This window comes from Solidesulfovibrio aerotolerans, from assembly GCF_009856865.1.
GTDB lineage: Bacteria > Desulfobacterota > Desulfovibrionia > Desulfovibrionales > Desulfovibrionaceae > Solidesulfovibrio > Solidesulfovibrio aerotolerans.
This window is the reverse complement of record NZ_WVUD01000034.1, coordinates 1-26,988: the sequence shown is the minus strand read 5'-3', so window position 1 is coordinate 26,988 and position 26,988 is coordinate 1. Positions and strand designations below refer to the sequence as shown.

Below are 26,988 nucleotides of genomic sequence, written 5' to 3'. Positions count from 1 at the left end.
CTCAGCCCTTTGGCCGCCGGAGGCATTCTGAGCTAACTAGCGCTGGTGATGACGTCAGCGGTTTTTTGCAGTAGGCCGCTCACCCCCAGGCCGAACTGGGTGACGGCGGCGGCTATGACGCAGGCGATAAGGCCGGCCATGATGGCGTATTCAACGGAGGTGGCCCCGTCGTCGCGGCGCAGGAATTGTAAAAGCAGCTCAAGCATGGCGCACCTCGCTTAGTGGATTGCGCGCGGGGCCTGTTGGCGCATTTCGCCAACACCAAAGGCCGGGCGACAGGTCGTCGCTCGGCGAAGGGGTATTGGGAAGGTAGTCCGGTTCCCGCGTGCTGTAAAGGCCCGGGGCCGGGTTGCTCTCAATTAATTGTCGCGACCCTGGCTACGCCGATAGGCGGCGGCCTTCTCCAGGCTCGCCTGACGGCGATGCTCTTCGGCCACAGCCAGCCGGCGGCAGACCTCGGCGGCCGCGTCGGCAGCGTCCGCGCCCTCTGACGGAGCGCAGGCGGCCAGATCCTCGGCCATCTGCTTTTCCATGCGGGCCGATTCCAGAAACATGACATAGGCCAGAGCCAGGGCGGCCTCGTTTTCGGCGCTGCCGTCGCACAGTTCCGCAATCTGGATATGGGGCACGGTTTCCAGCAGCCGGGCAACGAACAGCCCCACCCACTTCTCGGTGAGTTGCGGGAGCAAGCGCGGGGCTGTCTCGGCCACAATGGCGGCGGCGTCCGGGCCAAGGTCCGGCCGCGACAGGCCCACGAAGGCGGTTAAGGCCTCGGCCCGGCCGGCGTCGTCGGTGCGGGCGATGCGGGCCAAAAGGATGGTGCGGGCTTTGTGGCCCAAATCGGCTACCGGATCGGTCATGACGCGTCCTTGTCGGCGTCGGACTCCCCGGGCGGCAGGACATCAATGATGCGCCCGGGCAGCACATTGCCGTGTTCGCCGATGGTGCGGCCATCGGCGGCGATATGCTTGTGATTGTCTACGATGACGATACCCGTGCGCTCCAGGACTTCGCGGCGAAAGGCGAATTCCTCATGCATGCGCCGGGTCTTGTACAAAAACCACATGCGCACGAGGTAGCTTAAGCACCAGGCCGCCACCAGCCCGGCCATGACCCAGGGCGCGATGACTTCCACATGATCGCCGATGCGAAGGATCGCCTGGATGACGGCGTCGATGTAGTACAGCGCCCCCCCGACCAGCACCATGCCGCCCAGCAAAATGATCGACGGCAGGCCCCGGGACAGGGCGATGAGCCGCCGCAGGCGCTCGGGCATATAGCGCATCTGCTCTTCGTCCATGGCCGGCTCGCCTTTGAAAAAGCGGCCAAAGCCCATGCCGATGATGTTGACCACCAGCATGATGGCCACCGGGGCCAGGATCAGGGCCACGGAGTAGGGAATCCAGGGGAACTGGAACTCGATGGTGCCGTCGGGGAGCTTTTGGGATTTGATGATGCCGTAACACACGGCAGCAACCGTGACGGCAAATTCCACCAGGATGATCCCGATGGAAAGAAACGTCATGAGATTCTTTTTTTCCCTGTCGGAAAGCGACAGGCCCAGACTGCCAAGGGAGCCGCTCCCTTTTTTGGCGTCGGTGGTCGTATTGTCCTGCGGGTTATCCATAAAAGGTCTGTGCCGCCTTGTGTCGCGTCGTCCGAAGCGCCGAACGTCCTGCGCCCAGACCGGCGTCTGGATCGCGGACGAAGAAAGGCACGACGGAGACGGGGTTGCGGGGGATGACGGGGTGGGCAAGTTGTGGACCCAAACAAGGGAACGCCCCGGGGCGCAGTGCCAGCCGGGACGTAAGAAGTGACGTCGTCCTGCGACGCCTGTGCCTGGCGCATTTTCCCATTCGTTTTTTCGACAACCCGACCACGTCATCAGGTAAGGCCAAATCGGCCAGAAGGCAAGCCCCAACCCAGAACAGCCTGCCCCCTCAGGTCATTGCCGGGCCGCCGCCGTCAGCAGGCCGGCCCCGATCATCACGCTCCCCCCTGCCCCTTTTAATTTGCGCATGAAGCGCGGATCTTGAATGCGGCTGCCGGCCGTGCCGGAGAGGAAGCTGAAGGTGGCGGCGTTTAAGGCGGAGAGGATGACGAAGGTGACGCCGAGCAGCAGCAGTTGCGGTGCGGCCGGGGCGTCGTGGCTGATGAACTGGGGCAGGAAGGCGACGAAAAAGAGGATGCACTTGGGATTGACGGCGGTGACGGCAAAGGCGTGGGCGAATTTCTTGCGCGGGCTTGCGGCGCTCAGTTTGGGCGCGGCGGCAGCACCGGAGCGGATCATACCGATGCCGAGATAAACGAGGTAGACGGCCCCGATATATTTAAGGATCGTAAAGGCCGAGGCCGAGGCGGCCAGGACCGCGCCAAGGCCGGCCACGGAGCAGATCAGCGCCACGGCGTCGCCCAGGGCCACGCCGATGACCAGCGGCCAATTGTTCCTGCGGCCTTCGGCCAGCCCGTAGCCCACCACCATAAGCACGGTGGGGCCGGGAATGAGCAGGAGAAAGACAGCGGCGGCGATAAAGGCGAGATAAAGCGGCAAGGTCATGGCGGACTCCTTTGCCGGGTGTTCTACGCCCCTTGGCTGGCCTCGTAAATACCACAACGTTTGCACATGGCGCAGCCGGCCGGCGGGCATTTGGCTGTGCCGATCCCGGTCTGGTAACGCTCCCATTCCTGCCAGAGATAGTCGCGAGCAATGCCGTTATCGATTATGTCCCAGGGCAGATGTTCGTCTTTGGGGCGCTGCCGGTCGAGGTAGTCAGCCGGGTCGCCGTCCCAGGTTTTAAGGGCCCGGCGGAAACTGCCGGCCGTGACGGCAGCGCCAATCAGCGGAAACAGGCGTTCGTCGCCCCGGGCGAGCAGGCCTTGCAGGCGGGCCATGGAGGCGGTTTCGGTTTCGACGCGAAAGCCTTTGAGTCCCTTGGCGGCCTGCTTGATGCGGGCGTAGCCGGCTTCGATGGCGGCCTCGGAGGCCATGGGTGCCCACTGCATGGGGGTAAAGGGCTTGGGCACCAGCGGGTTGACGGACAGGGTGGCGTGGGCCACGCCGCGCTTGCCAACGCCGATGGACGCGGCTGTGGCGATCTGTTCCAGCAAGGGGCGCAACTCGTCGTAGTCTTCGGGCGTCTCGCCGGGCCAGCCGATGATCAAATAGAATTTCAGATGGTTGACCCCATGTTCGCCGGCCAGGGTGACCGCGCGCAGGAGCGCTTCCACGGACAGGTGCTTGTTGGCGGCGGTGCGCAGGCGATGGCTGGGTGCTTCCAGGGCCAGGGTCAGGGTGCGAAGGCCAGCGGTGCGCAGGATTGTCAGCAGCTCCGGGGTGATGCCGTCGGCGCGCACCGAGGACAGGGAAAATTTGGTGCCGCGCTCACGCAGCCAGTGCAGAAACGGGAGCAGATCGGGCCAATCGGTCAGCGCCGTGCCGACGAGTCCGATTTTGCGCGGCGAGAAGCGTTCAATCAGCGCCTGCACATCAGCCAGCCGCGACTGGCGCGGCGGCCGGTAGACATAGCCGGCGGCGCAGAAACGGCAGCCATACGGGCAGCCCCGGTTGATCTCGACCAGAAACATATCGCGAAATTCGGCGTGCCCCGAAACAAAGCAGGAATGGGCCGGCACGGCCAGCAGCGTGGAGGAACCGTCGGCCAGGGCCGTGGCCCGGACCACGGGGCCGGTGGTGCGGCCGGGCAGAAGGACACCGGGCAGATGCGTCACAGCGTCAAGGCAGGCGGCCTTGTCGCCGCCGGCCAGGGCCACGCGGCCGATGGCGGCCACGACTGCGGCCAGCCCGGCTTCGGCCTCGCCGACAAAGAGCAGATCCAGCGCCGGCAGGAAGGGGGCGGGATTTAAAAAGGCCAGCGGCCCCCCGGCCATGACGATGGGAAAATCCGGCCGGTCGGCGCGAGCCAGGGGAATACCGGCGGCCAGCAGTGCGGCCGCGGCGTCGCGGTATTCTTCCTCGTAGCACAGCGAGAAGGCAATAAGCGGAAATGCGGCCAGCAGATGGCCGGAATCCTCGGCCGCAGGCGGGTTGGCGCTGCGGGTGTAGACCCGCTCCACGGCCAGGGCGGGATCATCGGCCAAAAGCCGCCACACGGCCTGCCAGCCCAGGGCGGAAAGGGCCATGGCGGCGTCGCCGGGCACGGTCAACGCAACGGGCAAACGGCCGCCCCATTCGGGTGCAGCCGGTCTGTCCAGGCCAAAATAGACCGTGGTCCCAGGAGTCTGACTCAAATCATATCCCTGCCCCCGTTTGGGGGACCGGGGGGAGTTTTGCGCTCCCCCCGGCGGGGAGATCGGGGAAACAACAGCGGGTGCGGCGCAGCTAGTCCGCCTGCATGCGGATGAAGGAGGGAATTTCGAATTCCTCCTCATCGAAGATGAATTCTTCCTCGCCAACCGGCTGGGACTTTATTATCGGCTGGGAAAGCGCCGCTTCAGGTCCGCCTTTTTTGGTGCCTTTGCGCAGATAGGCCGGGATGTTGTAGTCGTTGCCCTGGCCGTTTAAGACGCGCACGCTGCGCGGGCTTTGCACGCCGCCGGTGCCGCCGCCCTGCTGGTGGTGGTGCTGCTGGGGCTGGTGCTGATGCTGCATCGGGGCAGACTGCATGGGCGCTTTCTGGCGCGGCAGCATGGAGGTGAGCACCTCGATGGGCTTTTGCTCTTCGCGCTTTTGCTGCACGGGCATACCGCGCTGCATGGCCGACTCAATGCCGGTGGCGATGACGGTGATGCGCATTTCGTCGGTGGCGTCGGGGTCGAAGACCGTGCCGAAAAAGACCTTGGCATCTTCGTGGACGGCCTCGGTGACGGTGGAGGCGGCCTCATCGACTTCCTCGATGGTCAGATCCGGGCCGCAGGTGATGTTCATGAGAACGCCCTTGGCTCCATCGATGGTGACGTCTTCCAGCAGCGGGCTGGTGATGGCCTTCAGGGCCGCTTCGCGGGCGCGGGATTCGCCGCGCGCCGTTCCAAAGCCCATCATGGCCAGTCCCATCTCGCTCATGACGGCCTTGACGTCGGCAAAGTCGAGGTTGATCAGGCCCGGGACCATGATGAGGTCGGAAATGCCTTTGACGGCGTAATACAGGACTTCATCGGCCTTTTTGAGCATCTCGATGAAGGTGGCCTTTTTCGAAGCCAGCGACAGGAGCCGGTCGTTGGGGATGGTGATGATGGAGTCCACCACGTCCCGCAAGGCCTGCACGCCCTTTTCCGCCGAAAGCAGGCGTTTTTTGCCCTCAAAATAGAAGGGCTTGGTCACCACGGCCACGGTGAGCGCGCCGGCTTCCTTGGCCACCTGGGCGATGACCGGGGCAGCACCGGTGCCGGTGCCGCCGCCCATGCCGGCGGTGACAAAGACCATGTCGCAATCGCCGATGGCGGCACGGATGGTGTCGATGCTCTCCAGGGCGGCGTCGCGGCCGACATCGGGATTGGCACCGGCACCCAGGCCCTTGGTCAGCTTGTCGCCAAGCTGGATGCGATATTCGGCCTGGGAACGCTGCAAGGCCTGAATATCGGTGTTGGCAGTAATAAAAGTGACGCCGGACATAGCCGATGTGATCATGTTCTCAACGGCGTTGCCGCCGCCGCCGCCGCAGCCGACGACTTTGATACGGGCGTTGGAGCCCTGATCCAGTTCCAAATAGTCCATCTGATCTCCCCCTAGCATAGACTCCCTGTTATCCCCCAAAAAAGCCTCTCGCGGACTATTTCACGTCCACGAACCATTTCCGCATCCTCCCCAGAATGCGGTTGAACACGTTCTCATCCCGGATGCGGAAGCGCTGTTCCACGCCTTCTTTTTCCGCACCGTACATGAGAAGCCCCACCGCTGTTGCGTACATGGGGCTGTTGACCACGTCTTTAAGCCCCCCGACCTTGTCGGGATAGCCGATGCGCGTGGGCAGGTTGAAAATCTGTTCGCCAAGTTCCTGAATGCCCTCAATAAGGGCGGTGCCTCCGGTGAGTACCACGCCTGCGCCGATCTGGTTTTTCATGCCGGAGCGGATGAGCTCCTGATCGACCAGGGCCAGCATCTCCTCCACGCGCGGTTCGCAGATTTCGGCCAGCACCTGGCGCGAAAGCCGGCGGGGCTCGCGTCCGCCCACGCTCATGACCTCAATGACGTCGTCTTTGGGCACCATCTCGGCCAGGGCGCAGCCATACTTGATCTTGATCTTTTCGGCCGAGGCCATGGGCGTGCGCAAGCCAAAGGCGATGTCGTTGGTCAGGTTGGTGCCGCCAAGGGCCAGCACTGCGGTGTGCTTGATGGAGTCGTTGGCGAAAATGGCGAGATCGGTGGTCCCTCCCCCGAGGTCCACCAGGGCCACGCCGATTTCGCGTTCCTCTCCGGTCAGCACGGCCTTGGACGAGGCCAGCGATTCCAGCACGATGTCGGAGACGTCCAGCCCGGCCCGGTGGCAGGAGCGGATGATGTTCTGGGCGCTGGTGACGGCTCCGGTGACGATGTGCACGCGCACTTCCAGGCGCACCCCGGCCATGCCGAGGGGATCGGCGATGCCGCGTTGGTCATCGACGATAAATTCCTGGGGCAGGATGTGGATGACCTCCCGGTCCAGCGGGATGGCCACGGCCTTGGCCGCGTCGATCACCCGCTCGATGTCCCGGGGGCCGACCTCGCCGCCTTTGACGGCGATGACCCCGTGGCTGTTAAAGCCTTTGATGTGGCTGCCGGCAATGCCGGCATAGACCGAGCGAATTTCGCAACCGGCCATGAGTTCGGCCTCTTCGAGGGCCTTCTTGATCGACTGGACGGTCTGCTCGATATTGACCACCACGCCCTTGCGCAGGCCCGTGGAGGGGCTGGTGCCAATGCCCACCACATCCACGCCTTCGGGCGAGATTTCGCCGACGACCACACAAATTTTGGTGGTGCCGATATCGAGTCCGACGATAAGTTCCGACCTGGCCATACAAATCCGCTCCCTGAACGTTTCCTCTCGTGGCATTGGCCGCGCCCACGCGCGGTTCTACGTTAAACCCGCGCGAATTTCATCGATAAAATGCCGAGTCCCCTGGGTTTTCGGCCTGCCGTCTGGAAACGGCCCCCGTTGCCCCGGACCCCGCGTCGCGGCCCGCAAATCCTTCCCTTTACAATAAAAAAGACAACGCTTTGAATTGTTTGTCTTTTTCAGACCATCACGCTAGCTTTGCGGCGCGTCCGCCGCGCCCCGCTTCTCCACCCAGACCTTGTCACCTTCGGCGGTGATGAGACCCACTTTGTCAAGCTCGCCGCGCCGACGCAAGTCCGACCAGACCAAGTTCATGCGCGACAGATTCCTATGCCAGTTTTGTGACCCCAGGCACAAGACAATACCGGGCTCCATGAGCCGAATTTCCAGCCCACGCCCCCAACTCAGGCGCAACCAGGCGATTTGACCGAAATCGAAGGGAACCTGATGCTCGGATACGGCCCGTCGCAGATCAGCCAGCAAGGGCAGGTGTTTTTCCATGCCCGCCTCGACCTCGATCTGGGGCAGGGAAACGAACTGCCCGGACTCGACTTTGTCGATGATGCGTCCAACCTCGTCGGCGTAATAAAGTGTTCCCTGGTACTGCACAAGATAAGAAGGCGCTTTTTCCTTCACTTCGATGTGGATGGTCCCGGGCAGCACCCGGCGCACCGACACCGATTCCACCCACGGCTCGCGGGACAGATCCGCCCGCATGCGGTCCATGGACAGCGACAGGACGTTGACCCCGGAGGTCAGCCCCGCCACTTCACGGATATGGTCCGAGCCCAGGCGCGAGCACCCCACAATTTCGGCGTTTTGCAGGGCAAAATAATTGACCGTGGTCAGCCAGCGGTACCCGGCCAAAAGGCCCACGCTGACCGCCAGCACCAAGGCCCCCATAAAGGCCATGGACACGGCCCGGGTAAATAATTTCCCCACGCCGCCGATGCTGACACTTGGCAAACCGATGCCCGATCCGCCGCCCCGGGCATTGCGGTTTTTATTGCCGCGCGATTTGACGATGCGGCTTTTGACCGTGATGCGAGGCCCGCTGTAGCCGTTATTTTTTTTTCTGGCCGCCATGGCTCCGAATCCCGACATTGTTCCTGCCCTGACATTCATGGCACGACCCTCACTTCCATTTCGAGTTCGCTTCCCAGTCGCTCCCGGACCGCCCCCTGCGCGAGCGCTATGAGCTCGAGCGCCTCCCCGCTTGTGCCGCCGCCCAGATTGACTAAAAAATTGGCGTGCAGCGCTGAAAAAGCCATGTTGCCCAGACGCTTGCCGGCAAACCCCACTTGCGCCAGCAATCGCCACGCCGCCCCCCCGGGCGGGTTTTTAAACACGCAGCCGGCCGTGGCTGCGGTGATGGGCTGGCTGGCCCGTTTCTTTTTCAAGTGGGCGATCATTGTCTGTCGAATGGCAATGGGTTCGCACACATCGCAGTCAAATTCCGCTTCCAGGATCAAAAACTGTCCGGGCTGCCCTTGGGGAGCAAAGTGCCGGTAACCAAAATCCAGTGCCTCGCGACCAAGCCAGACAAGACCGCCTCCCGGCGTCCAGAGGTGGACCCGGGCCAGCCTGGCTGCGGTCTCGTCGCCGTAGGAGCCGGCATTGCCGGCCACAGCCCCGCCCACGGTTCCGGGCACGCCGACCAGCCCGGCCAGGGCGGCAAGGCCCTGGGTGGCCAGCCAGGCCACAAAACGTTGCAGCTTGACCCCGGCCCCGACCCGCACCCGGATTTTCCCTTCCGGCCGCTCCCGCAGGATGACCGGCTCGCCGACGATGCGCGGGCGCACCAGCACCAGCGGCAGTTCGCCGTCGCGGGCCAGCAGATTGCTGCCTCCGCCCAGGACCAGCGGCGTTCCGCCCAAATTTTCAAGTATCCCGCCAAGCCCGGCCGCGTCCTGCGGCTCGGTCAGCACCACCTCGGCCAGGGCCGGCCCGCCGAGTTTGAGCGTGGTGCGCGAAGCCAGAAGCGGCCCCGGCAATACCTCAAGCGTCACGCCCTGCCTCCAGGTAGCGCGCGCCCACCTGCCAGATGCTGCCGGCCCCAAGGGTCATAAAGAGATCGCCGGGCTGCAAAATACCGGGCAGGGCCGCTTCCATGGCGGCGAAATCCGGGTAATAGGCCACCTTGGTCTTGCTGACCTGGCGAATCCCCTGGGCCAGACTCTCGCCGCTGACCCCGGGGATGGGCGCTTCCGAGGCCGGATAAATTTCCGTCAGCAGCAGTTGGTCGGCCGCCTCGAAACAGGTGCAGAAATCGCCAAAAAGGGCCTTGGTGCGCGAGAACCGGTGGGGCTGGAAAGCCACAACCAGCCGGCGGTCGGGATAAACGGCCCTGGCTGTTGCCAGGGTGGCCTTGATCTCGGCCGGATGGTGGCCGTAGTCGTCCACCACCACCACGTCGCCCGCCTCGCCCTTGCGCTCGAAACGCCGGCCCACGCCGCCGAATTTGGCCAGGGCCTCGGCAATGACGGACAGATCGATGCCGGCTTCCAGGGAAACGCCGATGGCCCCCAGGGCGTTGAGCACGTTGTGGCGGCCCGGATGGTTGAGCCGCATCTCACCCAGGCGCTTGCCATCGAGAAAGACCTCAAAGCAACTCATGGCCCCGGTCTCGATGATACGGCCGCGAAGCCGCGCCTTTTCGGAAAAGCCGTAAGTCAGAAACGGCCGGTTGATGCGCGGCAAAAGCCTCGCCACACCCGGATCATCCAGACATACCACGTTAATGCCGTAAAAGGGAATACCATTTAAAAAAGTGACAAAGGCTTCGTCGATGGCCTCAATGCCGGCGTAGTGGTCCAGATGGTCGGCATCGACGTTGGTGACCACCGAGGCAATGGGGGCCAGACACAAAAACGAGCCGTCGGATTCATCGGCCTCGGCGATGAGATACTCGCCCTGGCCCAGGCGCGCCCCGGCCCCGTAGGCGTTTAAGCGGCCGCCGATGATGACGGTCGGATCGTAGCCGGCTTCGGTAAAAATGGTGGCCAGAAGCGAGGTGGTGGTGGTCTTGCCGTGGGTGCCGGCCACGGCGATGCCGGTGCGCAGGCGCATGAGTTCCGCCAGCATCTCGGCCCGGGGGATGACCGGGATGCCGCGCTCCCGGGCCACGATGACCTCGGGGTTGTCGCTGGTCACGGCCGTGGACTTGACCACCACGTCGGCGTTGCCGAGATTTTCCCGGCCATGGCCAATGGCGATGGCCGCGCCCAGGCCGCCCAGGCGACGTACGGTCTGGCTCATGGCCAGATCGGAGCCGGAGACTTCGTAGCCGAGATTTAAGAGCACTTCGGCGATGCCGCTCATGCCCGACCCGCCAATGCCGATCATATGGATTTTGCGAACCTTGGTGCGCATGGCCACCGGTGCCCCGGTACCGACTGTCGGCGTCATCATGAGCGATCTCCCTTGGAACCGGCCTGCCCCAAAAGGGCGGCGGCAATGCGGTCAGCGGCGTCGGGCAGGGCCTGGGCAGTGGCTGCCCGGCCCATGGCGGCCAGACGTTCGGGGTCGCCCAAAAGCGCCGTCAGCGTCCCGGCCAGATCAAAACCCGGCAGATCCTTTTGGGCCACCACGGCGGCCGCGCCTGAGCGGGCCAAAAAGGCGGCGTTGACGGACTGGTGGTCGTGGGTGGCAAAGGGGAACGGAATGAGCATCGACGGTTTGCCCGCAGCCGTGACCTCGGCCAGGGTGGTGGCCCCGGCCCGGGCCAGGACCAGATCGGCCCAGGCATACGCTCCGGCCATGTCGTCGATGAAATTTTCAATGACCACGTCCGGCCCGTCACCGTCCCCGCCCCCGTCCCCGATAGGAGGGCGACCGGCCAGGATGTCGGCAGCAAGGGCCCCGATGCGGGCGAAGTCGGCCCGCCCGGCCTGCAAGCGCACCTTGACCCCGGCGTTTAAGAGCTCGGGCAGGATGGCCATGACCGCGTCGTTGATGGCTCGCGCTCCCTGGCTGCCGCCCAGGACCAGCAGATGTTTGGTGCCGGGATGGGGCTCGCCCAGGGCCGCGATACCAGCCCGGATGGGATTGCCCAGACGCACGGTGCGCTTGGACGGGAACGCCCCGCCATCGTCGGGATAGGTCACATACACGCGGTCCACGAACCGGCCGAGCACCTTGTTGGTGACGCCGGGAACGCTGTTTTGCTCGTGGATGGCCGTGGGCACGCCCATGAGCCGGGCCGCAGCCACAGGAATAAAGCCGGCGTAGCCGCCAAACCCGGCCACCACGTCCGGGGCAAATTCCCGGATGCGGGCAGCAGCCAGACCAAAGGCCCGGGCCATCCAGAACGGCGCGGCCAGGGCGCGAAGCCCCCGGCCGAAAACGCCCTTGGCCGGCAACCCCACAAAGGACAAACCGGCTTTGGTGGCCAGCTCGCCTTCGGGTCCGGCACCGCCGATAAACAGCAGTTGGACGGCAGGCTCCAGACGGCGCAAGGCCTCGGCCACGGCCAACGCCGGGAAAATATGGCCGCCCGTGCCGCCGGTGGTGAGGATGACGCGCGTCATGTCCGGGCACTCCGGGAAAGATTTAAGAGAATACCGACGCACAGGAAGCAGGACAGCAGATTGGAGCCGCCGTAGCTTAAAAACGGCATGGCCACGCCCTTGGGCGGCACGCAGCCCAGCACCACGGCCAGATTGAGGAGAAACCCCAGCCCCAGCACCAGCCCCATGCCATAAGCCGTAAACCGGTCGCGCAGATCGTCCTGGGCCAGGGCCACCCGAAAGGCCCGCCACAAGAGGATGCCGATGCACACAAAGACAATGGAGACGCCGATAAAGCCCAGCTCTTCACCCAGGACTGCCATGATAAAGTCGTTGTGGGCTTCGGGCAGATAAAAGAGCTTTTGCTTGCCGGCCCCGAATCCGGCCCCGGTCACGCCGCCGGAACCAAAGGCGTAAAAGGACTGGACCAACTGATAGCCCACGTTTTGCGGGTCTTTGAAGGGATCGAGAAAGGCAAACCAGCGTTTGAACCGATACGGCGAGGAGGCAATCAAAAGGCCCATGGCCCCGACGCCAAAGACCATGGACACGGCCAGATAGGTGAGCCGCGTGCCGCCGACCAGACTCATGAGGAAAAAGAGCATGCCCAAAAAGACCGCGCCGCCGAAATCGGGCTGCAACAAAAGGATCAGGCCCAAAAAGCCCGTGACCACCACCGGCGGCAGAAAACCCACGGAAAACGACCGGACAAGCTTTTGCTTCTGGCTGAAAAAGTAGGCCAGATACATGACCAGAACGACCTTGGCCAGTTCCATGGGCTGCAAGGATATGGGGCCAAGATGCATCCAGCGCCGCGCCCCGCCGGCCTTGACGGAAAAAGGCGGCACCATGGTGAGCACAAGCAGGCCAATAATGGCAAACAGCCACAAATAGACCGGACCATGCAGCACCTTGCGCGGCATCCAGGCGCAAATGGTCATGAGGGTGAGGCTGACCAGGGCAAAAATGCCTTGGCGATGGAAAAAATAGTAGCGGTTGCCGTTTAACCGCTCGGCCATGACACCGCTTGAGGAAAAGACCATCACCAGTCCCAACCCCGCCAGCACCAGGGCCGCGCCCAGGAGCCAGAGGTCAAAGGTGCCGGTTTTTTGGGACTCGGCGGTCTGTACGCTGATCCTGCTCATGCGCCCTGCCCTGCCTCGTCGGCGGTACGAGCCGGCAGCCCGGCGAAGATTTCCTGGAAATCCCGCCCCCGGGCCTTGTAGTTGGGATAGAGATCAAAGCTCGACGTGCCGGGCGAAAGCAGCACGGCGTCACCGGGCACGGCCTCGGCATACAGGCGCGTCATGGCAGCCTTGAGTGTCGGTTCGTAGAAAAGCGGCACTGCCCCGGCAAAGGCCGCCTCAAAGACTTCCCGGCTGGCTCCGAAAAGCCCCACGGCCGCGACTTTGTCCTTGAGCAGCGCAACAAGCGCGGTCAAATCGCCGCCCTTGTACACACCGCCGCACAACAGCCGCACCGGTCGGTCAAAGCTTTTAATCGCCGCTTCCATGGCCGTTATCGTCGTGGCCTTGGAGTCATCGACAAAGAGCACCCCGCCCTTCTCGCCAATGATTTGCAGGCGATGGGGAGCCGGGATGAAATCGGCAAAAGCCTCGCGGGCCAGTTCCTCGGTAACACCGTAGGGACGGCAGGCCAGATAGGCCGCCTCCATGTTGGACTGGTTGTGCACGCCGGCCAGACGCGGGCACAGGAAATTGGACGCCACGCCGTACCAGGTGACGGCAGCCCGGGTGAAGGGCCGGCCGGTGAGCAGCGGGCGCAGTTCCTCGGCCACGATGGCCGTGTCCTCGGGACGCTGGGCCGCGAAAATATTGAGCTTGGCGGAGAGGTACTCGTCCATGTCGGCATGCCAGTCCAGGTGGTTGGCGGCGAAATTGAGCAGCACGGCCACCCGGGGGCGAAAGCTTTTGACGAGTTGGAGCTGAAAACTGGAAACTTCCAGCACCACCACATCGGCCGGCTCGCCGGACAGGACGTGCTCGGAGAGCGGCGTGCCTATATTGCCACCGGTAAAGACCGAGCGGCCGGCCGCCTCCAGGAGGTGGCTTATGAGCATGACGGTGGTGGTTTTGCCGTTGGAGCCGGTCACTGCGATGATGGGCTCGGGGGTGAACCAGGAGGCCAATTCCAGTTCGGAAACCACCTGGACGCCGGGACAGCCGGCCAGGGCCGGGGCGAGGCTGGCGGCCCGGATACCCGGAGACAGGACCACCATGTCCGCGCCGGCGAAATCGGCCGGCCCGTGTTCGCCGGTGCGCAGGTCGTAGCCGGCAGCCTGGGCCTCGGCTCGAAAATCCTCGGCAATGGCGGCGGCGTTTTTCTCCAGAAAGCGCACCGATGCGCCAAGGCGCGCCAAAAGCCGGGCGGCCGAGCGCCCGGAACTGCCAGCGCCCACGACCACGGCCGTGTGGCCGCGCAGCTGATCGGTATGGAGCATATCGCGCATGGGGCAGCCTACCGCAGTTTGAGGGTGGAAAGCCCGACCAGGGCCAGTAAAATGGAGAGAATCCAGAACCGGATGATGATTTTGGATTCCGGCACGCCCATCAGTTCAAAATGATGGTGCAGCGGGGCCATGCGAAAGATGCGTTTGCCGCCGGACATCTTGAAATAGCCGACTTGCAGGATCACCGAGACGGTCTCGGCCACGTACAGGCCGCCGACCACGATAAGCAGCAGTTCCTGCTTGCAAAGAACAGCCAGAAAGCCCAGCACCCCGCCAAGGGACAGCGACCCGACGTCGCCCATAAAAATCTGGGCCGGATAGGCGTTAAACCACAGAAAGCCCAGCCCCGCCCCGACCAGCGCCCCGCAAAAGACCGTGACCTCGCCGACCCCGGAAACGGGCATGACTTGCAGATAGCGGGCCATCTGGGCATGGCCGGCCACGTAGACGAAAAGGCCGAACATGGCGGCATTGACGATCATGGGGCCAATGGCCAAGCCGTCAAGGCCGTCGGTCAGGTTGACGGCGTTGGAGGCCCCGATCATGACGATCATGGCAAAGGGCAGATACCACAGGCCCAAATCCGGGGTGATGTGCTTTAAAAACGGCACAGCCAGCCGGGTGGAATATTCGGGATCGGTCAATAAGACCGCCGCAGCCACGCCGGCCACAAGCACCTGCCCCAGCAGCTTCTGCTTGGCGGATAAGCCCTTGTTCTGCTTTTTAACCACCTTGGCGTAGTCATCGACAAAGCCCAACGCGCCAAAGCCCAGGAAAACAAAAATAGTCATCCAGACGTATTCGTTGGCCAGATCGCCCCATAAAAGGACGCTCACTATGATGCAAAAGCCAAGCAAGAGTCCGCCCATGGTGGGGGTTCCGGCCTTTTGCTGGTGGGCTTCCACATCCTTATTGATATATTGCCCGAACTTGAGCCGGGTCAGGGCCTGAATGAACTTGGGTCCAAAAACGATGGACAGGACCAAGGCAGTCAACAGTGCCGCAATAGACCGAAACGTAATGTAGCGGAAGACATTGGCGGCGCTGAAATGCGCCACAAGCGGCACCAGCAAGTAATAGATCATGCCTTGACGTCCTTTTGAATGCTTTGCGTCAGTGCCGCGAGATATTCCTCCATGTGCATGGAGCGGGAACCTTTGAAAAGGAAAACGCCACTGCTCAGGCCCGTTGTGGCCAGGGTTTCAAGAAAGGCATCCGGGGTGTCCACCACGGCAAACACACCGGCGTAGCCCTGGCGCGAAAGGCCCGCGGCGACGACATCGGCATGGGCACCATGGTAAAAGACCGCCTTGGCCCCGCTGGCTGCAGCTTCCCCGCCGAGCTTGGCGTGCTCGGCCTCGGCGTGGCTGCCCATCTCGCGCATTTCGCCCAAAACCAGCACCAGGGGCTTGCCCTGGGCGGATTCGGCGGCAGCGGCGATGGCCCGGCGCATGGACAGGGGATTGGCGTTATAGGTATCGTCAATAAGCGTATAATTGCCGTGGCGGCGACAGAAAAAGCGCTGTTCGGGCATAACGGCCGTGGCCAGCCCGGAGCTGATGTGCTCTTCAGTCGCGCCAAGGATTTGGGCGGCAGCAGCGGCAGCCAGGATGTTTTCAGCGAAGTGGCCGCCGGTAAGGGGCGTTGTGACTTCCATTTCCAGGTCGCGCAGCTTTAAGAAAAACCGGCCGCGTCCTTCGGAAATAGCCCCCAGATACTTGGCCCGGTACGGAGCCGACCCGCCCTTGGTGGACAGGCCCAGCACCCCGGGGCACACGGCCTTGGCCGCAGCCCACAGTTCGGGATAGTCCATGGAGGCCAGGGCCGTGCCACCGGGGCGCAGGGCCTTAAAGAGCTTGGTCTTTTCCACGGCAACGCCAGCCACATCCCCCAAAGCCTCCAGGTGGGCCGGCCCGACATTGTGGATAACGGCCACGTCGGGTTCGGCAATGGCGGCCAAGGGGTCCATCTCGCCCGGGGCCGAGATGCCAAGCTCCATGACCCAGGTCAGGTCAGCTTCGCCGGCTTCCAGCATGGACAGGGGCAGACCGATCTTATTATTGAAATTTTTATAGTTCTTCGCTGTCGGACCGACCTTGCCCAGGATGGAGGCGGTCAGTTCCTTGACCGTGGTCTTGCCGGCCGAACCGGACACGGCCACGAGTTTGGCTCCCACCCGTTCGCGCCAGGACCGGGCCAGTTTGCCAAGGGCCGCCACGGTGTCGCGCACCAAAAGAACCGGCGTGCCTGCGGGCAGGCCGGCCAGGGGCCGATCGGCCAGAATGGCGGCCGCGCCCTTGGCCATGGCCTCGGCAGCGAAATTATGGCCGTCCAGGCGCGTGCCCGGGATGCAGACGAACAGGCTCCCGGCCGCCACCGACCGGCTGTCGATACGCACGGACTCAATGACAGGATTGCCCCGCTCGCCCACATCGCCCACAGCGCCGGTGGCCACCAGGATTTCAGACAGGGTCATGCGCATCCGGTAAGCTCCCTGACCACGGCGGCGTCGGAAAACGGGTGCTTCACGTCGCCGATCTGCTGATAGGTTTCGTGTCCCTTGCCGGCGATAACCAGCACGTCCTCGGGTCGCATTTCCGACAACGCCAGTTCGATGGCCCGCCGCCGATCCGGTTCAAGGATGGTCCGGCGAGCCTTTTTCAGTCCCGGCTTGGCGTCGTCCATAATAGCCAGCGGGTCTTCGTGGCGGGGATTATCCGAAGTGAGGACCGCCACGTCGGCGTGCCGGGCCACAGCAGCCCCCATCAGCGGCCGTTTGGTGCGGTCGCGGTCGCCGCCGCAGCCAAAGACCACGAACAAGCGGCCGGCAGTGAATTCGCGGGCGGCCGACAGCACATTTTCCAGGGCGTCAGGGGTGTGGGCGTAGTCCACGAGCACGGTGCGGCCGGCCGGATTGGGAATGCGCTCCAGCCGCCCCGGCGCGCCGTGGCAATCGGCCAGGGCGGTCAGGGTGTGCGTCGGCAGACCGAGGACCAGCGCCGCCCCGAAGGCCGCCAGGATGTTTTGGGCGTTGTGGCGGCCAGGCATGGGCGAGGCGATGGCGTAGGAATCCTCACCAAAGGTTGCGCCAAGGGTCAGGCCGTCGCGGCCGGCGTGGTCGATGCCGCCGATGAGCAGACGGGCAAAGCCGGTGGGCGGCACGGTCAGGCCGTAGCCGATAGCTGTGGGAAATTCGTGCAAAAGGCGCAGGCCGAAGGGATCATCGAAATTGAGCACCGCGTGTTCGGGCCGGGACAGAGAGCGGCGAAACAGCTTGGCCTTGGCCTCAAAATACGAGGCCATGTCCTTGTGGTAGTCCAAATGGTCCTGGGTCAGGTTGGTAAAAACGGCAGCGGCAAAGGTCAGGCCGGCCAGTCGATCCTGGTCCAGGGCGTGGGATGAGGCTTCCATGACGGCCAGATCGCAGCCGGCAGCGGCCATGGCTCCCAGGCTCTCGTGGATGGTCAGGCAGTCGGGGGTGGTGAGCGTTGCATCGCGGGACACCCCGGGCCAGCGGTAGGCCACCGTGCCAAGCAGGCCAACCTTGCGCCCGGCAGCCGTGCCCAGACGCTCAATCAAATAGGCCACCGTGGTCTTGCCGTTGGTGCCGGTGACGGCGACCACGGGCATGGTCATGGACTCGGTGCCGTAGCGCGCCCCGGCCAATGCGCCCAAGGCGGCCTTGGCGTCGCCCGCCACGACCAGCCGGGCCGAACTCCCGGCCGGCAGCACCGTCCCGGGCTCGGCCACGACAAAGGCCGCGCCCCGGGTCAGGGCGTCGGCGACAAACCGGCTGCCATCGTCTTTGGAACCGGGCAAAGCCACAAACACGCCCCCCGGCGAAACCTTGCCGGAATGGGCGGCCACGTCCACGCCTCCCTGGCGCACGGTGGCAAGGAGGGCGGGCAAATCGGGTGCGGCGTTTGGTGTCATAGGCGTCATCTCGCCACTCAGGACGGCCTGGCCAGCCAGAGCACGAATTCAGATTGTTTCTCGCCGGGCCAGGGAGCGCCCGGTGCCGGACTTTGCTTGGAAACCACCAGCCCCTGCCCTTCCAGGCGCGGCACGATGCCCTTGCCGGCCAGTATTTCCACCACCCGGCGCAACGGCATGCCGGAAAAATCTGGAACGGAATGGACCTCGATGGCCCGGGTCGTGACCGACTTGGACGCGGCAATGGCCAAAATGTCTTTATCGGCCTTGGTCGGTCCCACCGAAGCCGCCGGCATCTCGGCGGCAGAAGCGGCCGGCGATTTGGCCAACTGCACCGTCTCGGGCATGCGCCCAAGGTAAGAGAGCATGCGCAGCGTCACATCGCGCACGGCCGGGGCCGCGACCACGCCGCCGTAGTGGCTTGGTTCGGGTTCGTCAACCATAACCATGACGATGTACTCCGGTCCGATGGCCGGCACGAAGGACACGTAGGAGCCGAGATATTTGTTGCCATAGCCGCCGCCGGCCCCGGCTTTCTGGGCTGTTCCGGTCTTGCCGCCGGTTTCCAGGCCCGGGATCTGGGCGACGCGTCCGGTGCCGTGCTCCTCGTGGACCACCTCGCGCATGATACGCTGGACCGTGCGGGCCACATCGGCGTCAAAAACCCGGAAGGGCTGGCGCGGCGGGGCTGGCCCGTCGGGATCGGCCACGAGCTTTAAGGGCTTGTACACACCGTCGTTGGCCAGGATCAAAAAGGCCTGGGCCATCTGGACCGGGGTCATGGCCACGCCCTGGCCAAAGGAGGCCGTGGCCAGATCCAGGACGGACCAGGCTTTGACGGGCCGCAACAGGCCCTTGCCTTCGCCGGAGATGGGCAGGCCCGTGGGCCGGCCAAAGCCAAGCTTCTCGAAATAGCCGTGCAGTCGGGCCGAACCGAGCTGCATACCGATCTTGGCCGCGCCGATGTTGCTGGAGACGCGAACGATCTGGTTGACCGGCAACACGCCGTAGGAATGGGTGTCCTTGATGACCTTCCCGGCCAGGCCGAACTTGCCGTTCTCACAGTTAAAGGTCGAATCCGGCCGGACCGTGCGTTCCTGGAGGGCAGCGGCCACCAGCAGGGGCTTCATGGTGGAGCCGGGCTCGAACACGTCCAGGGCGGCGTGGTTGCGGGCCACCCGGGGGCTGATCCCCCGACCCACGTTGGGATTGAAAAAGGGATAGTTGGCCATGGCCAGGATCTCGCCGGTCGGCACATGGACCACCAGGCAGGTGCCGGCTTTGGCGTTGTTGGTGGTAACGGCCTTTTCCAACTCCTCTTCGGCAAAAAACTGAATCTGGGCATCGATGGTCAGGCGCACGTCGTGGCCGTTGATGTCGGCCAGCTCCCGGCCCTGGGAATCGAAAAAGTAGCGCCGCCCCGAGGCATCGCGCTGGACCACGAACTTGGCCTGGCGTCCGGTTAAGCGGACATCAAAGGATTTTTCCAGCCCTTCCAGGCCCACATCGCCCACGCCCACAAAGCCCATAAGCTGGCTGGCCAGATGGCCGTTGGGATAAAACCGGCCGAATTCCTTGGTGAAATGAACCCCCGGCAAGGCCGCTTCCCGAATCTTGGCGGCCGTGCGGTCGCCCACCCGCCAGGAAAGGTAGACCATGTTCGACGAACTCTGCAGCTTCTGCTTGACCCGCTGCTCCTTCATATGGAGCACCTTGGCCAGGTAGGCGGCGGTCTTGTCGACATCGACGATTTCTTTGGGCCGCACAAAAAGGCCCTCAATCTCGACACTTTTGGCCAGCAACCGGCCGGTGCGGTCATAAATTTCGCCCCGCGACCCTTTGTCGATCTCGGAGGCGACATGCTGCCGCTCGGCCTGTATGGCCAATTGCGGCCCGGCCACAATCTGGAGATAGCCGGCCCGTGACCACAAGGCGACCCAGGCCAAGCCCAAAAAGATCCCGACGCAGGTGAGCTTGACCCGGCTCCAATCCCGCACGCTCTTTTGTTGGCTTTCTTTGGAAGGTTTACGCATGCCCGGCCCCGTAGCCAACTACGACCGCACCCCCGTGATCCGCCTGCGCGCATCGCCGGGAGTGACGTTCAGTGAATGAATAAAAGAATACAACGAGCACCAAGGGGTCATTGCTGCTCCGCCGCAGTGGTTTTAAGGGGTTTGGGCGTGGCGGCCCTGGCAATGGCGGCGTTGACGGCGTTGCTCTCGCCCCCCTTCACTTCCCCGGCGTCGGCGGCCACCTTGGCAGCGCCTTTCCCCGTGGCCCTGCCTGCGCTCTTGCCCGGATTTTTGGCCACGGCCGTGTCGCCCGCAACCTTGCCCGCACCCTTGCCCGGCTCGGCCGCCAGACTCACCAGCGGCGAAGCCTCAACCTCGCCGGTGGCGGCCACCCGGCGAATCTGCCCGGGTTTGGCCGAGCCCAGGCCGCAGTCCTTGGCCAGTTCGCGCAGCCGCGAGGGCGTGATCAAGGTGTTGCGTTCCACTTCGAGCTTGGCTGACAAGGTTTCCATCTCGTCGATCTGGCGCTGGATCTTATTGAGTTCATAGGCCATATCCACCCGCTCAATGTTGAGCCAGACCAGGCCCAGGCCAAAGACCAGCAACAAGGCGATGCTAAAGGCCATGGAAATAGCCCATTCTTTCGACAAGGTGCCCATAGCCTCTCCCTCAGCCTGCGCTATCGTCCCCGGCATCCGGCAACCGCTCGGCCACCCGCAGCTTGGCGCTGCGTGCCCGCGAGTTGTCGCGCACTTCCTCTTCTCCGGCCATGACGGGCTTTTTGGTCAGGATGCGAAACCTGGCCTTGTGCCCGCACACACACAGCATCTGTTCCCTGGGGCACAGGCAATCCGTGGCCTCGTGCCGAAAGGCCCGCTTGACCAGCCGGTCTTCCAGGGAATGAAACGAGATGACGGCCACCCGCCCCCCCGGGGCGAGATGCTCGGGGATGGCCTCCAAAAAGGCACTCAGTTCCGCCAACTCCTCGTTAACGGCCATGCGCAGGGCCTGGAAGGTCCTGGTGGCCGGATGCTGCCGGGCCGTGGCGCGCCATTTGGCGGGATAGGCCTGCCACACGATCTCGGCCAACCGGGCCGTGGTGGTGATGGGGGCCTGTTCCCTGGCGGCCACAATGGCCCGGGCAATGCGTCCGGCTTGCGGATCTTCGCCGTATTCCCGGATGATCTCGGCCAACCGGGCAAAAGGGGCCAGATTGATCAACCCCTCGGCGCTCTCCCCGCCGTCTTCGGCCCCCATGCGCATGTCCAGGGGGCCGTCGTTTAGAAACCCGAAGCCCCGCTCCGGGTCGTCGAGCTGCAACGAGGACATCCCTGCGTCCAAGAGTGCCGCATCGACCTTCTCCCACCCCGTCTCAGCCAGGATGGCCGGGAACCGGCTTAAGCGCGACCGTACCAGCCGCACCCGTTCACCGTAGGGGGCAAGTCGTCGCCCGGCTTCGGACAGGGCCTCCCTGTCCCTGTCCAAACCGAGCACCTGCCCCTCTCCCCCGGCCGCATCGAGCATCCCCCTAGAATGCCCGCCAAGCCCGACTGTGGCGTCCAAAATTTTCATCCCCGGCTTTATGCCAAGGTATTCGATCACTTCCCGCAACAGGACCGGTATGTGGATCTGCTGTTCCTCGTCCATGCCCGTCCCCTAGAACCGCAGCGCAACGCCGGAAGCGGCCATGGCTTCCATGTGCGCGTTAAAGTTGGCAGCGGTCAGGCGCAGGCGCTCCTCGAAACGGCTCTGGTCCCAGATTTCAAACTTCGTCCCCACCCCGGCCAAAACCAGATCCTTATCCAGGGCGGCGTAGGTGCGCAGATACGGCGGAATGAGGATGCGCCCCTGCTTGTCCAGGGTCACTTCCATGGCTCCGGCGATAAAAAAACGCTCAATGTCCCGAAAGCCCGGAACCAGCGTGTTGCCGGACCGAAAGCTGGCCTCCACCTCTTCCCACTCGGGCATGGGGTAGCCGCTTATGGCCCCGTCGAAATTGTTGGTGAGCATGATCCTGCCGTCCGGGACGAGCCGAAAAATCTCCTCCCGAAACTCGGGAGGGAGCATCAAACGACCCTTGGGATCGAGGCTGCGATTGGAATGTCCTCGGAACACGGCCCCTCACGCTGATGGCTCACCACTTCTTACCACCATTTCCCACATTCTCTCCACCAACTCCCTCTTGGTGTCAAGGGCAATCCACCGCTTGACAAGGAAATGCCACACCCGGCCCCGGGTTTGGGGGGCCAAGTGGGAAAAAACCCAGGATATCAGCGTGTTTCAGCTAACCGGGTGGTATCTCGAAGTATTATACCAAGGGTGCGATAACCGCCTGAAAAGAAGCGGCAAAAAGGAGGAAACAGGATACAGAACACGCAAGCCTTGCCAGAATGTCCTGGAAACCGTTAAGGAACGCAGGCGATGGTGAACAATCGTCCCCTTCCGAACCCGGGTGGGGAAAGACGCGACGGCAAACGACCCACGGAAGGGCAGCATGCGCGAGAGGGCGATAGTGGAAATTCCGGCCGGGCTTGAAGAAGAATATTACCAGATCAACCCGGAGATTCTCCAGAGTTTCAACAAACTCCGGCCGCCGCTTAACATCTACCGTTTTCTGGAACCGGTTTCGCGTATTGCGTCCTATTATAAGGTTGGCGACCGGCTTTCCAAGGAACAGTCCCAGGAATTGGCCGAGCTGGTGTCCCAGGGCGTCATTTTCGTGTCCCGGGCCGATCATTCGGTCTATGTCAAGCACATCAGCTACCAGCTTGATCTGGTGCTGCTGGACAAGCACCTGACCGAATCAGAGATCGCCGACATCTTTCAGATCGCGCTGACCCGGCGTATGGAGTCATTTTTCGATCAGCCGGTGCGGCTGGTGTTCGACAAAGTGCGCGAAGACGTGCTGGTGCTGACCGAATACGTCTGGGACGATTTCAACCGGGCCAAAGCGCTGGCCAAGCGGCTGCACGCCACCCACAGTCTGGCCAACCACGCCGTCAACTGCGGTCTTTTTGGCCTGCACCTGTTTCTGGCCTGCCAGTCCGAGACGTTTCGCGATACCAAAAACGCCCGCAATATTTTGGATCGTTCCCTGCTCGGCCTGTTTCTGCACGACCTCGGCATGACCCGGGTGCCATCCATGATCCGCGACAAGACCAAGGCCCTGCTCCCCGATGAAATGCAAAAGATCCGCAACCACACCATGGCCGGTTACGAGATGCTTTCGCGCATCGACATCAAATTCACGGAGATGGAACGCTGCGTGTCGGAGCACCACGAGCGCATCGACGGGTCCGGCTATCCGCAGAAGCTGACCGTGGGCGGCATTTCGGAATTGGGACTGATCACCGGCGTTGTGGATTCGTTTTGCGCCATGATCACCAAACGGACCTACGCCCCGGCCATGGACCCGCTGGCCGCCGCCAAAAAGCTCTTCGACGACAGCCGGCGCTACCCCGCCGACATCGTCAAGCGCCTCATCGCCTTGCTGGCCAACCAAAAATAGGGACGGCTTCCCACTTTCGCACAGACCGCAGCCCCGGGTTCCTCAGGGCGGGCGGTGCCCAGGATGCGTTTGGGCCGACCACCCGCCTCCTGGGCCGTACAGGCAGGGGGTGCAACCGGAGCGCCTGTTCCGAGATCATCACCTGTCTGCCACCAGCCCGCGTCCTGGGCCGACAAGCAGGCTGCGGCTATCCCTGCCCCACAGACCACCCTGTCCAAGACCGCCGCAACCGGTTGCGTGCAACGTGGTCAGGCCCGGGCTAGCGCCCGCCGCACCCCCGCCGTATCTCGCGGAATATTTCGCCCAAGGGCACCAGCCCCAGCAGCCGGTCGCCTTCCAGCACCACGGCAAAGCGGCTGTCCACTTTGATCATGGCATCAAGCACAAGGTGCAGCGAATCGGACGCGGCAACTTTGGGGACATCGCGCCGGGCGGCATCAGACGCCTTGCGGGCCATGCAGTGCTGGCAGGCGGTGCGGTAGGTTTCTTCAAAATCGTCGTCGCCAAGACTGGTGCGCAGGCTGGCGTCGAGGGCGCAATCGTTTAAATCGCCAAGCAGGGTGCGAAGGCTCACAACGCCTAAGAACCGGCCCTGGCGCATGACCACAACGGCGTCAAGATCCGGGCTTTTCTCCAGATGTTTCTGGAGCTTGGCGGCGACAGTATCCAGGGATTCCCCGGCATCGACGACAAGCACGTCGGTGCGCAAGGCGTCAAAGGCGCGTTTGCGAAGCATGTATTTTCTCCGAGAGCGTGGTGCACCGGCAGTATAACGCTGTTTGCCCGGCCTTGGGAAGGGCCGGTTCAGTCGAAATCCGCCAGAAGCGCCCCGACATGGACCTTGCCAAAGAGCACCACCGGCGAATAGCGGGTGCGCAGACGCCACACAGCCTGTTGCAACTGATCCGAGGTGATGCCGTTGCGAAGAGCCGTATAGGCCTCAATAAACGCCGCCAACGAATCGCAGACCTTGAGAAGCTGCCCGTCCTTGGGATCAAAGCTGTCCAGATTGCAGCGGCTGGCCAGATCCTCAGGCGTCACCCGCAAGGCTGTGCCATGCTCGTCCCGGATGGATTCGTAAAATTCCGACCCCACCTCGATGCCGAGAAAATAAGCCAGCCGGTCGGCCAGCTCGCCATAGCCGCCGCCAGTTAAGACCGAAAAAATCCGGCGCTCCAATTCCTTGTTTTCATATTCCTTGATCATGTCCCCAATGGGCGCGACCGACTGCTTGACCGGCGAAATGATGTCGCGGGTCAGCAGTTCCGGCACGTCGTGGACCAGGCCGGAAAAAAAATTATTGAGCCGCCGGGCCGGGCAGGCGTCCACGGCCAGACTGAAAAAATAACCGTAGGCGGCCACCAGAAACATATGCCCCAGCACCGAGGTTTCGGGAATGCGCGGGGTCTGGGACCAGCGGGTCTGAAAACGCAACTGGCCCAGCAACCGGGCAAAATGCCCCAGGGCGTTTTTCTTGCCGGCAAACAACCCGTCAGCCAGATCGGTCACCCCGCGCAGATCGGCAAACCGGGCCAGCCCGCCGGTAAACGAGGATTCGATCTCAAGCAGTTCATCATCCCAGGGGTTGTCGCGTTTTATAAGCGAATATTCCCAGCCACTGGCGTAGAGATGGGCCGCGTCGAGAATGCGCCGGGCCGGCGCGTCGCTTTCCGGCACGGCCAGATAGGCCCGCAGCCGGTCCCAAAAGCCTTGGCCCAGTTCGCGCACCCGGGGTTCGAGTTGGGCAAACACCCAGTCGGTCAACTGGCAGTAGTGGGCCGGATTGGCTTTGATCTTGTAAAAAACCGGGGGCTTGATATCTGTTATGACCAGCCGGTAAAGATATTCAAACAACCCGCCCTCGACGATTTCAAGGCCAAGGGCCAGACGCTCAGGCTCCGGCAGATGGCGGGAGTTGAGTTCGTAGAGCATCCAGGCCACCATCATTTTATGGGCCTGCTTGTCCACTTCCACCAAATCCATGCTGCGGTGCTTGTCGTTCCAACGTTTCATGAAGGAACCGGCAAACAGGAATTGCAAAAGGCTTTTGCGCACACTGACCATGCGTTCTCCTTGCATTTTTACCGACTCCGGCATACCTAGCTTCCCCGGCCGCAAAGGGCAACCGCCGACCGTAGTCGAGCGGGTCTTAAAAAATTTGGTATTGACAACCTGGCCCTGCGGGAATACAGGATTCGTCTTTCGAGCAACTCAGAGGAGCCGCCATGAAAACGTTTAGCCCGACGCCCAAAGATATTTCCCACAACTGGTTCGTGGTCGACGCCTCGGACAAGATCCTCGGCCGCCTGGCCACTGCCGTGGCCGTTCGCCTGCGCGGCAAGCACAAGGTCGAATTCGCCCCCCACATGGACACCGGCGACTTCATCATCGTGGTCAACGCCGCCAAGGTGCACACCACCGGTCGCAAGCTGGACCAGAAAAAATACTATCGCCACTCCGGGTGGATCGGTGGCCTCAAAGAAACTTCCCTGCGCGACATGCTGGCCAAAAAGCCGGAAGAAGTCATCCGCAAGGCCGTTCGGGGCATGCTGCCGAAAAATCGCCTTGGCCGGGCCATGCTGAAGAAACTGAAAATCTACGCCGGCGAAGCCCATCCCCACGAGGCTCAAAAGCCCGAAACCCTGGACGTCTAACCCGGCCTGCGGAGAATCCACATGAGCGACGAATTTTACTACGCCACCGGCCGACGCAAACGCGCCACGGCCCGCACCCGCCTGTACAAAGGCAATGGCCGCATCCTTATCAATGATCGGCCCTACGAAGAATACTTCCCCCGTCCCACCCTGCTGGCCATTGTCCGGCAGGCCCTGGCCCTGACCAAGCTGGAAGGCCGGGTGGACGTGAAAGTCAATGTCGCCGGCGGCGGCATGACCGGCCAGGCCGAGGCCGTGCGCCACGGCATTTCCCGCGCCCTGCTTTCGCTCGATCCCGAGCTGCGCGGCGTGCTGAAGAAAGCCGGCCTGCTCACCCGCGACTCCCGCGAGAAAGAGCGCAAAAAGTACGGCCAGCGCGGCGCCCGCGCCCGGTTCCAGTACTCGAAGCGTTAATCAAATCAAGCCCATTTACAACAAAAGACAGGACCATTACGGCCCTGTCTTTTGTTGTTTGCAAAATACAGCAAAGATCCATTAACCGACTCATGTGACTCCCTTGGGCCGCATGATGTAGGATTATTTTATCTTGACATCTGGCTTCGGTACCGGGGAACGTATAACATCTGGACCAGGGCCCGGAGGAGGTCTATCGATCTCCCCAATAGACCGCAGAAATTTTTCCATAACGGCCTCATCTATCTGCCCAGACTATTTACAAAAAAAGAAACACCAGAAAAAGACAAACCGACGACCACAGCGATAACCATCCTATATATATAACCTCCTTTTATTTTGTTGTTTTTCGCGTTTTTAGTATTGCAGAGTCATTACTGTCCGGCTAAGAAAAGGCTTGACGCCTGAAAGCGACAACTGGTGCAAGCTCATGATGCCTTTCCACTTAGGCGATCAATTTTGAAAAAATGGCATAAATTGCCATGACATCAAGTTCA

At 62.8% G+C, this 26,988-nt stretch carries 25 protein-coding genes; 3 read left to right on the top strand and 22 right to left on the bottom strand.

The genetic code is table 11. The features are described 5' to 3' along the window. Positions 1–32: 32 nt before the first annotated feature. From GTA51_RS15465 to mraZ, 20 genes are all read right to left on the bottom strand, one after another. Positions 33–206 carry a Flp family type IVb pilin gene (locus GTA51_RS15465; RefSeq protein WP_160962631.1) on the bottom strand — a complete coding sequence of 58 codons (174 nt, stop codon included), beginning with the start codon at positions 204–206 and terminating at the stop codon, positions 33–35. A gap of 153 nt (positions 207–359) precedes the next feature. Then, the gene (locus GTA51_RS15460; RefSeq protein ID WP_160962629.1) at positions 360–860 is read right to left on the bottom strand and encodes a hypothetical protein; all 501 of its coding nucleotides are present in this window, start codon (positions 858–860) and stop codon (positions 360–362) included. Next, a complete protein-coding gene (locus tag GTA51_RS15455; RefSeq protein ID WP_160962627.1) occupies positions 857–1,627 on the bottom strand; it encodes a hypothetical protein in 771 nt (256 codons plus the stop codon). The genes GTA51_RS15460 and GTA51_RS15455 overlap by 4 nt, the downstream gene beginning before the upstream one ends. Positions 1,628–1,945: 318 nt before the next feature. Then, positions 1,946–2,557 carry a LysE family translocator gene (locus GTA51_RS15450; RefSeq protein ID WP_160962625.1) on the bottom strand — a complete coding sequence of 204 codons (612 nt, stop codon included), beginning with the start codon at positions 2,555–2,557 and terminating at the stop codon, positions 1,946–1,948. 23 nt (positions 2,558–2,580) lie between these two features. Next, positions 2,581–4,248, bottom strand: a complete 1,668-nt coding sequence (locus GTA51_RS15445) for a radical SAM protein (RefSeq protein WP_439333332.1) — start codon at positions 4,246–4,248, stop codon at positions 2,581–2,583. 91 nt (positions 4,249–4,339) lie between these two features. After that, the gene (gene ftsZ, locus GTA51_RS15440; RefSeq protein ID WP_160962621.1) at positions 4,340–5,671 is read right to left on the bottom strand and encodes a cell division protein FtsZ; all 1,332 of its coding nucleotides are present in this window, start codon (positions 5,669–5,671) and stop codon (positions 4,340–4,342) included. A gap of 55 nt (positions 5,672–5,726) precedes the next feature. Next, a complete protein-coding gene (gene ftsA, locus GTA51_RS15435) occupies positions 5,727–6,953 on the bottom strand; it encodes a cell division protein FtsA (protein WP_160962619.1) in 1,227 nt (408 codons plus the stop codon). A gap of 231 nt (positions 6,954–7,184) precedes the next feature. Beyond that, positions 7,185–8,078, bottom strand: a complete 894-nt coding sequence (locus tag GTA51_RS15430) for a cell division protein FtsQ/DivIB (RefSeq protein WP_246198174.1) — start codon at positions 8,076–8,078, stop codon at positions 7,185–7,187. Positions 8,079–8,113: 35 nt separating this feature from the next. Continuing rightward, positions 8,114–9,001, bottom strand: coding sequence for a UDP-N-acetylmuramate dehydrogenase (gene murB, locus GTA51_RS15425; RefSeq protein ID WP_160962615.1), 888 nt, complete (start codon positions 8,999–9,001; stop codon positions 8,114–8,116). Further along, positions 8,991–10,364 (bottom strand): UDP-N-acetylmuramate--L-alanine ligase, encoded by a 1,374-nt coding sequence (gene murC, locus GTA51_RS15420; protein ID WP_160962651.1) that lies wholly within the window; start codon positions 10,362–10,364, stop codon positions 8,991–8,993. Before murC ends, murB begins: the two co-directional genes overlap by 11 nt. Before the next feature lie 35 nt (positions 10,365–10,399). Beyond that, positions 10,400–11,521, bottom strand: a complete 1,122-nt coding sequence (locus tag GTA51_RS15415) for a UDP-N-acetylglucosamine--N-acetylmuramyl-(pentapeptide) pyrophosphoryl-undecaprenol N-acetylglucosamine transferase (RefSeq protein ID WP_160962613.1) — start codon at positions 11,519–11,521, stop codon at positions 10,400–10,402. Then, the gene (gene ftsW, locus GTA51_RS15410) at positions 11,518–12,645 is read right to left on the bottom strand and encodes a putative lipid II flippase FtsW (RefSeq protein WP_160962611.1); all 1,128 of its coding nucleotides are present in this window, start codon (positions 12,643–12,645) and stop codon (positions 11,518–11,520) included. Before ftsW ends, GTA51_RS15415 begins: the two co-directional genes overlap by 4 nt. After that, positions 12,642–13,970 carry a UDP-N-acetylmuramoyl-L-alanine--D-glutamate ligase gene (murD, locus tag GTA51_RS15405; RefSeq protein WP_160962609.1) on the bottom strand — a complete coding sequence of 443 codons (1,329 nt, stop codon included), beginning with the start codon at positions 13,968–13,970 and terminating at the stop codon, positions 12,642–12,644. Before murD ends, ftsW begins: the two co-directional genes overlap by 4 nt. Positions 13,971–13,978: 8 nt before the next feature. After that, positions 13,979–15,055, bottom strand: coding sequence for a phospho-N-acetylmuramoyl-pentapeptide-transferase (gene mraY / locus GTA51_RS15400; protein WP_160962607.1), 1,077 nt, complete (start codon positions 15,053–15,055; stop codon positions 13,979–13,981). Next, a complete protein-coding gene (locus tag GTA51_RS15395) occupies positions 15,052–16,452 on the bottom strand; it encodes a UDP-N-acetylmuramoyl-tripeptide--D-alanyl-D-alanine ligase (RefSeq protein WP_160962605.1) in 1,401 nt (466 codons plus the stop codon). Before GTA51_RS15395 ends, mraY begins: the two co-directional genes overlap by 4 nt. After that, complete coding sequence (locus tag GTA51_RS15390) at positions 16,443–17,903, bottom strand: UDP-N-acetylmuramoyl-L-alanyl-D-glutamate--2,6-diaminopimelate ligase (RefSeq protein WP_439333333.1); 1,461 nt, start codon at positions 17,901–17,903, stop codon at positions 16,443–16,445. The genes GTA51_RS15395 and GTA51_RS15390 overlap by 10 nt, the downstream gene beginning before the upstream one ends. A 17-nt stretch (positions 17,904–17,920) precedes the next feature. Beyond that, positions 17,921–19,936 (bottom strand): penicillin-binding transpeptidase domain-containing protein, encoded by a 2,016-nt coding sequence (locus GTA51_RS15385; RefSeq protein ID WP_160962601.1) that lies wholly within the window; start codon positions 19,934–19,936, stop codon positions 17,921–17,923. 107 nt (positions 19,937–20,043) lie between these two features. Next, positions 20,044–20,574, bottom strand: coding sequence for an FtsB/FtsL family cell division protein (locus tag GTA51_RS21005; RefSeq protein WP_246198172.1), 531 nt, complete (start codon positions 20,572–20,574; stop codon positions 20,044–20,046). Between the two features lie 10 nt (positions 20,575–20,584). Continuing rightward, positions 20,585–21,562: a 16S rRNA (cytosine(1402)-N(4))-methyltransferase RsmH gene (gene rsmH / locus GTA51_RS15375; protein WP_160962599.1), complete on the bottom strand. Its 978-nt coding sequence runs from the start codon at positions 21,560–21,562 to the stop codon at positions 20,585–20,587. A gap of 9 nt (positions 21,563–21,571) precedes the next feature. Beyond that, positions 21,572–22,030 carry a division/cell wall cluster transcriptional repressor MraZ gene (gene mraZ, locus GTA51_RS15370; RefSeq protein ID WP_160962597.1) on the bottom strand — a complete coding sequence of 153 codons (459 nt, stop codon included), beginning with the start codon at positions 22,028–22,030 and terminating at the stop codon, positions 21,572–21,574. Between the two features lie 379 nt (positions 22,031–22,409). Between mraZ and GTA51_RS15365 the strand changes: the two genes are divergently transcribed. Then, positions 22,410–23,423, top strand: coding sequence for an HD-GYP domain-containing protein (locus GTA51_RS15365; RefSeq protein ID WP_160962595.1), 1,014 nt, complete (start codon positions 22,410–22,412; stop codon positions 23,421–23,423). A 259-nt stretch (positions 23,424–23,682) separates the two neighbouring features. Here GTA51_RS15365 and GTA51_RS15360 read toward each other — a convergent pair whose 3' ends face one another. Both GTA51_RS15360 and GTA51_RS15355 read right to left on the bottom strand, forming a co-directional pair. After that, entirely contained in the window at positions 23,683–24,159 is a 477-nt protein-coding gene (locus tag GTA51_RS15360) for a CBS domain-containing protein (RefSeq protein WP_160962593.1), read from the bottom strand. A gap of 68 nt (positions 24,160–24,227) precedes the next feature. Beyond that, positions 24,228–25,487: an HD domain-containing protein gene (locus GTA51_RS15355; RefSeq protein WP_160962591.1), complete on the bottom strand. Its 1,260-nt coding sequence runs from the start codon at positions 25,485–25,487 to the stop codon at positions 24,228–24,230. Positions 25,488–25,648: 161 nt separating this feature from the next. Between GTA51_RS15355 and rplM the strand changes: the two genes are divergently transcribed. Together rplM and rpsI are read left to right on the top strand one after the other, a co-directional pair. Beyond that, the gene (gene rplM / locus GTA51_RS15350; RefSeq protein ID WP_160962589.1) at positions 25,649–26,077 is read left to right on the top strand and encodes a 50S ribosomal protein L13; all 429 of its coding nucleotides are present in this window, start codon (positions 25,649–25,651) and stop codon (positions 26,075–26,077) included. Between the two features lie 21 nt (positions 26,078–26,098). Next, positions 26,099–26,491 (top strand): 30S ribosomal protein S9, encoded by a 393-nt coding sequence (rpsI, locus tag GTA51_RS15345; RefSeq protein WP_024825838.1) that lies wholly within the window; start codon positions 26,099–26,101, stop codon positions 26,489–26,491. The last annotated feature ends 497 nt before the right edge of the window (positions 26,492–26,988 follow it).